We start from the raw sequence: 8,621 nt of genomic DNA, 5'->3' as shown, positions 1-8,621 counted from the left end.
CTCGGCATGCCCTCGCTCCGGTCCTGCTCCGTGGGCCCGCCGCCATCGGCCATCCATGGCCGGGGGCGGCTAACCCGGCATCCATGCCGGGTTGCCCACTGCGCAGAACCTCCACTCGGTCTCTCGAGGGGGCGGTGAGTCAAAATCAAAATCGAGGCGGCCTGCCGGCCGGCCTGATTTCCAGCGCACGCGCCCCCCCCTGTAAGAGCTGCCGAAGGCTGCGATCTTTTGATCTTGGCTTTAGCTTTGGCTTTTGATGTTGATCCTGCTTTTGATCTTTCGCCCCTTCGGCAGGCCGAGCGTAGGTGTTCATCAGGGGGTTAGGCGCGTAGCGCCATTCGGCGAAGCCGAACACATCGAGAGGAGGTCGTCGCGAAGCAGACCGTAGGCGATGCCCCCTGATGGACACCGTAGCGAGGGAACGCGGAGCTTTAGCGAGGCGCCGTACGCCGGGGCGAAGCCTTTTGGTTCCTTTTTGGCGTTTGAAAAAGGGACTCGCTGTAAGAGCGAAACCGCCAGCCGCCGTTACCGCAGAAATGGATATGTACACCCAAAAGAAACAGGTCGGCTGTCAGGCCGCTTTTCTCCTATAGCGGGAGATAAACCGCCCAACAAAAAATGCCCCAATCTCTCGACCGGGGCATTTCTGTTTAACGCAGCTTATATAAACAAAGCTGAAGCCTTAGTGCGAAACAGCCCCACTCGCCCCCAAACCCGTCTGCGAACGAACAAACTGAGGGAAGAACAGCGCCCGCTCATTGTCAGCCGCAGTCGACTTGTCAGTGATCGAGAAGAACCAGATCCCTATAAACGCAATGGCCATGGAGAACAGCGCCGGGTACTCATACGGGAAGATAGCCTTCTCGTGATGCAGGATCTGCACCCAAATGGTTGGCCCAAGGACCATCAAACCAACGGCACTGATCAGACCCAACCAGCCGCCAATCATCGCACCACGCGTGGTCAGCTTCTTCCAGTACATGGAAAGCAGCAGCACCGGGAAGTTACAGCTCGCCGCGATGGAGAACGCCAGGCCCACCATGAACGCGATGTTCTGGCTTTCGAACAGAATGCCCAGACCAATCGCCAACACACCCAGACAGACGGTGGTGATTTTCGAGACGCGGATCTCGTCCTTGTCGTTCGCCTTGCCCTTCTTGATCACGCTGGCGTAAAGGTCGTGAGACACCGCCGTAGCGCCGGCCAGGGTCAAACCAGCCACAACCGCCAGAATGGTCGCGAACGCCACTGCAGAGATGAAGCCAAGGAAAACACTGCCACCCACCGCGTTGGCCAAGTGCACCGCCGCCATGTTGTTGCCGCCCAACAGCGCGCCAGCCGCATCTTTAAAGGCAGGGTTGGTGCTAACCAGCAAGATCGCGCCGAAGCCGATGATGAAGGTAAGGATGTAGAAGTAACCAATGAAGCCGGTTGCATACAGCACGCTCTTGCGAGCTTCTTTCGCATCACTCACGGTGAAGAAGCGCATCAGAATGTGCGGCAGGCCCGCGGTACCGAACATCAGTGCCAGCCCTAAGGAGAACGCTGAGATCGGGTCTTTCACCAGGCCACCCGGGCTCATGATCGCTTCACCTTTGGCGTGAACCTTGATCGCCTCGGAAAACAGCGCATTGAAGTCGAAGTTGACGTGCTTCATCACCATCAGCGCCATGAACGAGGCACCGGACAGCAGCAACACTGCCTTGATGATCTGCACCCAAGTGGTCGCCAGCATGCCGCCGAACAACACGTACATGCACATCAGGACACCGACCAGGATCACTGCAATGTGATAGTCGAGACCGAACAGCAGTTGAATCAGCTTGCCGGCACCGACCATTTGTGCGATCAGGTAGAACGCCACCACCACCAGCGAGCCACAAGCGGACAGCGTGCGGATCTGTGTTTGCCCAAGGCGATAGGACGCCACGTCGGCAAAGGTGTATTTACCCAGGTTACGCAGGCGCTCGGCGATCAGGAACAGAATGATCGGCCAGCCCACCAGGAAGCCGATCGAGTAGATCAGGCCGTCGTAGCCGGAGGTGAACACCAGGGCGGAAATACCCAGGAAGGACGCCGCCGACATGTAGTCACCGGCAATCGCCAGACCGTTCTGGAAGCCGGTGATCTTGCCACCCGCCGCATAGTAGTCGGCTGCCGAATTGTTACGCTTGGAAGCCCAGTAGGTAATGCACAGGGTCAAACCGACGAACGCTACGAACATCAAAATCGCAGAGACGTTAAGCGGTTGTTTGTTGACTTCACCAGTCAGGGCTTCAGCGGCCCAGGCACCAGGCGCGAAAGCTGCGATGCTCAATAGAGCCATTAGACGCCGGATCATTGCTGAGCCTCCTTGAGAATCGCATTGTTCAGGTCGTCGAATTCGCCATTGGCGCGTCGTACGTAGATTGCAGTCAGGATAAAGGCCGAGAGAATCAGCCCGACACCAATCGGTATCCCCCAGGTAATCGAAGACTCAGGGCTGATTTTCGCGCCCAGAATATGCGGCCCGTAAGCAATCAACAGGATGAATCCGGAGTAAAGCCCAAGCATGATCGCCGAAAGAATCCAGGCGAACCTTTCTCGCTTACTAACCAGCTCCTTGAAGCGCGGGCTGTTTTGAATCGAGAGGTAAATGCTGTCGTTCATTGTTTTTATCCTCGCAGCACAGATGAAGTTGTAACGTCATCCACTCTATGCGGCTACGGAACTGGTTCCAGACGACCTTAGTATTAGAACGACATGACGGTTTTGCCATTTTTCAGCAATTAATAATTAGCCTGCTTTGCACCCGTCATCTCTCTACATGAAATGCAGAAAAGCAAAAGGCCGCTTGACTGTGATATCAAGCGGCCCTGGAAGGTGCTGACTAGACGCGTCAGCTCAAATCATTTGATCCAGTCTGCAACGCGTTCCGGGTGTTTGGCCACCCAATCCTTCGCTGCGGCTTCAGGTTTGGCACCATCCTGAATGGCCAACATGACTTCGCCGATTTCGTCTTTCGACGCCCACTGGAAGTTCTTCAGGAACTTGGCAACTTCCGGAGCCTTGGTGGCCAGTTCTTTGCTGCCGATGTTGTTCACGGTTTCAGCCGCGCCAAAAACGCCTTTCGGATCATCCAGGAAGCGCAGTTTCCACTTGGCGAACATCCAGTGCGGCACCCAACCGGTGACGGCGATGGATTCGTTTTTCTTCTCGGCACGGGTCAGCTCGGCGATCATCCCGGCGCCGGAACTGGCCTTGAGTTGATAGCCGGTCAGATCGTAGTCCTTGATTGCCTGCTCGGACTTGAGCATTACGCCTGAACCGGCGTCGATGCCGACGATGCGTTTTTTGAAGCTGTCGTCGGTTTTAAGATCATCAATGGATTTGGCTTTGACGTACTCCGGCACGATCAAGCCGATTTTCGCGTCTTTGAAGTTCGGACCGTAATCGACGACCTGATCCTTGTCCTTGGTCCAGTAATCGCCGTGAGTCACAGGCAGCCACGCAGACATCATGGCGTCGAGTTTCCCGGTGGCCACACCCTGCCACATGATCCCGGTGGCGACAGCTTGCAACTTCACGTCATAACCCAGCTTCTGCTTGATCACTTCGGCCGCCACATGAGTGGTGGCAACGCTGTCGGACCAACCGTCAACGTAGCCGATGCTCAGGGTTTTGCTCTCGGCATTGGCGAATGTGGAGCCAATCGCAAGCACCAGAGCGGCACTCGCGCCTAAAAGTCGTCGCATCTTCATCGTTACTTCCCCGAAAGTGCTGCGCTCGACGGATGCCGAGTCGCGTCAACGTATTGTTATGGTGCACAGCGCCCCCATCACGCCCACCGCAAACCCGTCCGAACATCAGCGCGATTTATCGATGAGAGCACTGATGCGTCGATAATCAACCTCACGACAATGGCGACCTTCTCTGCCAGCGACCTCAAGGCATCGAGAAACGACATCAGAACGCCATTAATCTAGACCACCGGAAGTCCGCCGGCCAATCCGCCCGAACTTTGCATGTCAAAAGTATGCAGGCCACCAAGCACGCGGCAAATGAAGGTAACATGCGCGGCTTTGCTCCCAGACGGCCTGACCATGCCCGCGACATCCCGCTTTCCTTTTTCTGCTTATCTATTCGCCTGCCTGTTGGGGCTTTTTGCCCTGGGTGGCTTCTGGTACGGCCTCGGTAAACCGGTGGTGCTGCCGGACGTGGCCAACGCGACGCACAAGCTGCAATGCGCCTCCTACACCCCGTTCGACAAGGACCAATCGCCGTTCGATCAGCCGTTCAAGCTGCGCCCTGAGCGCATGGACGCCGACCTCGCGCTGCTGGCCAAAAGCTTCGAATGCATCCGTACCTATTCCATGACCGGCCTCGAGGCCCTGCCCGACCTGGCGCGCAAGCACGGGCTGAAGCTGATGATCGGCGCCTGGGTCAATAGCAACCCGGTGGACACCGCCAAGGAAGTCGACCTGCTGATCGCCTCGGCCAACGCCAACGCGGACGTAGTGACCTCGGTGATCGTCGGCAACGAAACCCTGTTGCGCAAGGAAGTCACTGGCGCGCAGCTGGCCAAGCTCATTAACAAAGTCAAAAGCCAGGTCAAACAACCTGTCACTTACGCCGACGTCTGGGAGTTCTGGCTCCAGCACCCGGAAGTTGCCCCGGCGGTGGATTTCCTGACTATCCACTTGTTGCCGTACTGGGAAGATGACCCGTCGAATATCGACGCCGCTCTGCAGCATGTGGCCGAAGTACGTCAGGTGTTCGGCAACAAGTTCGCACCCAAGGACGTGATGATTGGTGAAACCGGCTGGCCCAGTGAAGGGCGTCAGCGTGAGACCGCCCTGCCGAGCCGGGTCAATGAAGCCAAGTTCATTCGCTCTTTTGTCATCATGGCGGAGCAGCAAGGCTGGCATTACAACCTGATCGAAGCCTTCGACCAGCCGTGGAAACGCGCCAGCGAAGGTGCGGTCGGTGGTTACTGGGGGCTGTTCGATGCCGATCGCCAGGACAAAGGTGTGCTCGCCGGTCCAGTGTCCAACGTGCCTTACTGGACGCAGTGGCTGGTGGTGGGTGGTTTGATCTTCCTTGGCACGTTGATCCTTGGCGGCCGTGTACGCAGCACTCGCGAAGCGCTGGTTCTACCGCTGTTGGGTGCGCTGGCCGCTTGCTCGATTGGCGCCTGGGGCGACCTGGCCCGTGTCACTACGCGGTTTACCAGTGAATGGTTGTGGGTCGCTTTGCTGACGGCGTTGAACGTGTTGGTGCTGGCGCATGCGGCACTGACCCTGAGCGCTCGCACTGGCTGGCGCGGACGCGCGTTCAACACGCTGGAACGTCGGGCGGGCTGGTTGCTCGCCGCGGCCGGGTTTGCCGCTGCGGTGACGATGCTGGAGCTGGTGTTCGATCCACGTTATCGCAGCTTCCCGAGTGTCGCATTCATCCTGCCGGCGCTGGTCTATCTGTGTCGCCCGGTGAGCGTGCCGCGTCGGGAGATTGCCCTGCTGACCTTCATCATCGGTGCTGGCATTGCGCCACAGCTGTATCGTGAAGGGTTGCAGAATCAGCAGGCCTGGGGTTGGGCGCTGGTGAGTGTGTTGATGGTTGCAGCGTTGTGGCGCAGTTTGCGGGTTCGCAAAGGCTGATCATAAAGCAAGATCAACAGATCGCAGCCTGCGGCAGCTCCTACAGGGAAACGCGTATTCCTGTGTAGGAGCTGTCGCAGGCTGCGATCTTTCTGTATCAGGCAACGCGGTTTTCCCGGACCAACCGCAACCCAGCAATCACCACCGCAAAAACAGCCAAAGTCGTGTTGTACAACGCCAACGCCGGAAACCCGAAAACCAGCGCCAACACGGCCAACCACCACCCTGCCCGGCCCGGTAGCACAAAACCGATAACGGCTGCCGCCAATGCCGCGAAGCCCAAAACATTGAAGTGAATCATCAGACCCAGGCTCGAACGAACCTGACATTCCCAGCGGCTCGCTTCGTCCACGCAGATGCCGACCCATTGAGCATCCTCCATGAAGCCATAACGCGCGCCATAACTGGCGGCCAGCCATAACGGCAGGAGAACGAGCAGCAGAATCACAGGCAGACGGCGGGACATGAAGCACTCCAATAAACGAAAACGGCGGCCAGCTTAATCCCCCGTCAGCGGTAAGCAAACGCGTCTAAGAGATAATTGGTCACGAAATAGCTGCAAAGTGTATCGTCCAGCTACTATTACTCCGAAATTTGGCCTGATTGGTGCCGATCCATGGCACTTTGGCGCAAACCCCGTGGTCATAGCCTGCGAACTTCATTCGGTACCTTTCTCTAAGAGATCTAGTCATGCTCCGTTCCTTGCGCTTCGCCGCCCTGTTTGGCGGCCTTATTTTGAGTGCGTCCGCACTGGCGGTGGACATCGACGCCGCCAGCTATGGCTACCCCTTGACCAATCCGTTCGAGGCGACCATTGCCACGACACCGCCGGACCTGCGTCCGGAGTTGCCGCTGGACGACGACATCAATCAGGCCGACCGCAGCGTCAGGTTGCGCCCGGAGCGTGAGTTCGACCTGCCGGACAACTTCTGGCCGGTAAAGAAGCTCACCTACCGCATCGCCACACAAGATAAAGCCGCACCGCTGATCTTCCTGATCGCCGGCACCGGCGCGCGCTATGATAGCAGCCATAACGAGTACCTGAAAAAGCTCTACTACAAGGCCGGCTACCACGTGGTGCAACTGTCGTCGCCCACCAGCTTCGACTTCATGAGCGCCGCCTCACGCTTTGCTACACCCGGCATCACCAAGGAAGACGCCGAAGACATGTACCGGGTGATGCAGGCCGTGCGGGCACAAAACCCGAAAGTGCCCGTCACTGATTACTACCTGACCGGCTACAGCCTGGGTGCATTGGACGCGGCATTTGTCGCACACCTGGATGAAACCCGCCGCAGCTTCAATTTCAAGAAAGTCTTGCTGCTCAACCCGCCGGTCAACCTCTACACCTCGATTACCAACCTGGACAAGCTCGTCCAGACCGAGGTCAAGGGCATCAACAACACCACCACTTTCTACGAGCTGGTGCTGGACAAACTGACCCGTTACTTCCAGCAGAAAGGTTACATCGACCTCAACGATGCGCTGCTCTACGACTTCCAGCAGTCCAAGCAGCACCTGAGCAACGAACAGATGGCCATGCTGATCGGCACTTCGTTCCGCTTCTCGGCAGCCGACATTGCCTTCACCTCGGACCTGATCAACCGTCGCGGTCTGATCACTCCACCGAAATACCCGATCACCGAAGGCACCACCCTCACGCCGTTCCTCAAACGCGCGCTGCAGTGTGACTTCGACTGTTACATCACCGAACAAGTCATCCCGATGTGGCGCGCCCGCACCGACGGCGGCAGCCTGCTGCAACTGATCGATCAGGTCAGTTTGTACGCGCTCAAGGATTACCTGCACGACAGCCCGAAAATCGCCGTTATGCACAACGCCGACGACGTCATTCTCGGCCCTGGCGACCTTGGTTTCCTGCGCAAGACCTTTGGCGATCGTTTGACCGTTTATCCCCTGGGTGGCCATTGCGGCAACCTGAATTACCGCGTCAACAGCGACGCCATGCTGGAGTTCTTCCGTGGCTAAATACCTCCTGCTTATCGCCGCGTTACTCTGTGCAGGCGTCGCCAATGCCGACAACAGCAAAGCCAACGCACCGGTTGTCATCGACAGTGACGGCTTCAAGGAGCCGTTGAGCAAACTCAAATTCAACCCGGGGCTGGATCAGCGCGAATTCGAACGCTCGACGCTCAACGCGCTGAACGTCTACGACCCGCTGGAAGAGTGGAACCGCCGCGTCTACCACTTCAACTACCGCTTCGACCAATGGGTGTTCCTGCCAGTGGTCGATGGCTATCGCTACATCACGCCGAGTTTCCTGCGCACCGGTGTCAGCAACTTCTTCAATAACCTCGGTGACGTGCCGAACCTGTTGAACAGCTTGCTACAGTTCAAGGGGCAGCGCTCGATGGAAACCACCGCGCGCCTGCTGCTCAACACCACCGTCGGCATCGCCGGCCTGTGGGATCCGGCCACCGCCATGGGTCTGCCGCGCCAGAGCGAAGACTTCGGCCAGACGCTGGGCTTCTACGGTGTACCCAGCGGCGCCTACTTCGTGTTGCCGATCCTCGGCCCTTCGAACATCCGCGACACCGGCGGCCTGGTGGTGGACTTCAGCGCGGAATCGGCGATCAACTTCCTGAACGTCTCCGAAGTCAGCTCCAACCACCCCGAGGTCTGGGTCCTGCGCAGCGTCGACAAGCGCTACCAGACCGGCTTCCGCTACGGCCAACTGAACTCGCCATTCGAGTACGAGAAAGTGCGCTACGTGTACACCGAGTCGCGCAAGTTGCAGATCGCCGAGTAAATCCATCGGCAATAAACAACTGTGGGAGCGAGCTTGCTCGCGATGAGGCCATAACATTCAACTTCTATGTTGATTGTTACACCGCTATCGCGAGCAAGCTCGCTCCCACATTTGTTATGCGTTACTTATGGAAAGAGTTCTAGCTTCAGCCTTTCAGTGCTTTCCAGGTGTTGCTGGCAACCATCACACCCGCCAACACCACCGCCCCCGCCACA

At 57.8% G+C, this 8,621-nt stretch carries 7 protein-coding genes; 3 read left to right on the top strand and 4 right to left on the bottom strand.

The annotated features are described in order from the left end of the window. Positions 1 to 682: 682 nt before the first annotated feature. The 3 genes from WLY71_RS27995 to WLY71_RS27985 form a co-directional block, all read right to left on the bottom strand. Positions 683 to 2,341 carry a cation acetate symporter gene (locus WLY71_RS27995; protein WP_347806144.1) on the bottom strand — a complete coding sequence of 553 codons (1,659 nt, stop codon included), beginning with the start codon at positions 2,339 to 2,341 and terminating at the stop codon, positions 683 to 685. After that, on the bottom strand, positions 2,338 to 2,649 hold the full coding sequence (locus tag WLY71_RS27990) for a DUF485 domain-containing protein (protein ID WP_017337238.1): 312 nt from the start codon (positions 2,647 to 2,649) through the stop codon (positions 2,338 to 2,340). The genes WLY71_RS27995 and WLY71_RS27990 overlap by 4 nt, the downstream gene beginning before the upstream one ends. Before the next feature lie 239 nt (positions 2,650 to 2,888). Next, entirely contained in the window at positions 2,889 to 3,740 is an 852-nt protein-coding gene (locus WLY71_RS27985; protein WP_347806143.1) for a glycine betaine ABC transporter substrate-binding protein, read from the bottom strand. A 300-nt stretch (positions 3,741 to 4,040) separates the two neighbouring features. Here WLY71_RS27985 and WLY71_RS27980 point away from each other — a divergent pair, with 300 nt between their 5' ends. Continuing rightward, positions 4,041 to 5,636 (top strand): glycoside hydrolase family 17 protein, encoded by a 1,596-nt coding sequence (locus tag WLY71_RS27980; protein ID WP_347806142.1) that lies wholly within the window; start codon positions 4,041 to 4,043, stop codon positions 5,634 to 5,636. Between the two features lie 97 nt (positions 5,637 to 5,733). On the opposite strand, the gene WLY71_RS27975 is transcribed toward WLY71_RS27980, so the two are convergent. Next, positions 5,734 to 6,102 (bottom strand): hypothetical protein, encoded by a 369-nt coding sequence (locus WLY71_RS27975; protein WP_046054321.1) that lies wholly within the window; start codon positions 6,100 to 6,102, stop codon positions 5,734 to 5,736. A 224-nt stretch (positions 6,103 to 6,326) separates the two neighbouring features. Here WLY71_RS27975 and WLY71_RS27970 point away from each other — a divergent pair, with 224 nt between their 5' ends. Both WLY71_RS27970 and WLY71_RS27965 read left to right on the top strand, forming a co-directional pair. Then, the gene (locus WLY71_RS27970) at positions 6,327 to 7,625 is read left to right on the top strand and encodes a serine/threonine protein kinase (protein ID WP_347806141.1); all 1,299 of its coding nucleotides are present in this window, start codon (positions 6,327 to 6,329) and stop codon (positions 7,623 to 7,625) included. Next, a complete protein-coding gene (locus WLY71_RS27965) occupies positions 7,618 to 8,406 on the top strand; it encodes an MlaA family lipoprotein (protein WP_347806140.1) in 789 nt (262 codons plus the stop codon). The genes WLY71_RS27970 and WLY71_RS27965 overlap by 8 nt, the downstream gene beginning before the upstream one ends. The last annotated feature ends 215 nt before the right edge of the window (positions 8,407 to 8,621 follow it).

It is taken from the genome of Pseudomonas rossensis, from assembly GCF_039888995.1.
In the GTDB taxonomy this organism is placed as follows: Bacteria; Pseudomonadota; Gammaproteobacteria; order Pseudomonadales; family Pseudomonadaceae; genus Aquipseudomonas; species Aquipseudomonas rossensis.
This window is presented reverse-complemented; position numbering and strand designations above follow the sequence as displayed.

What these genes read in the sequence shown, in the direction of transcription:
- WLY71_RS27995 (WP_347806144.1), bottom strand. Translation starts at nt 2,341, where the DNA reads ATGATCCGGCGTCTAATGGCTCTATTGAGCATCGCAGCTTTCGCGCCT.
- WLY71_RS27990 (WP_017337238.1), bottom strand. Translation starts at nt 2,649, where the DNA reads ATGAACGACAGCATTTACCTCTCGATTCAAAACAGCCCGCGCTTCAAG.
- WLY71_RS27985 (WP_347806143.1), bottom strand. Translation starts at nt 3,740, where the DNA reads ATGAAGATGCGACGACTTTTAGGCGCGAGTGCCGCTCTGGTGCTTGCG.
- WLY71_RS27980 (WP_347806142.1), top strand. Translation starts at nt 4,041, where the DNA reads ATGAAGGTAACATGCGCGGCTTTGCTCCCAGACGGCCTGACCATGCCC.
- WLY71_RS27975 (WP_046054321.1), bottom strand. Translation starts at nt 6,102, where the DNA reads ATGTCCCGCCGTCTGCCTGTGATTCTGCTGCTCGTTCTCCTGCCGTTA.
- WLY71_RS27970 (WP_347806141.1), top strand. Translation starts at nt 6,327, where the DNA reads ATGCTCCGTTCCTTGCGCTTCGCCGCCCTGTTTGGCGGCCTTATTTTG.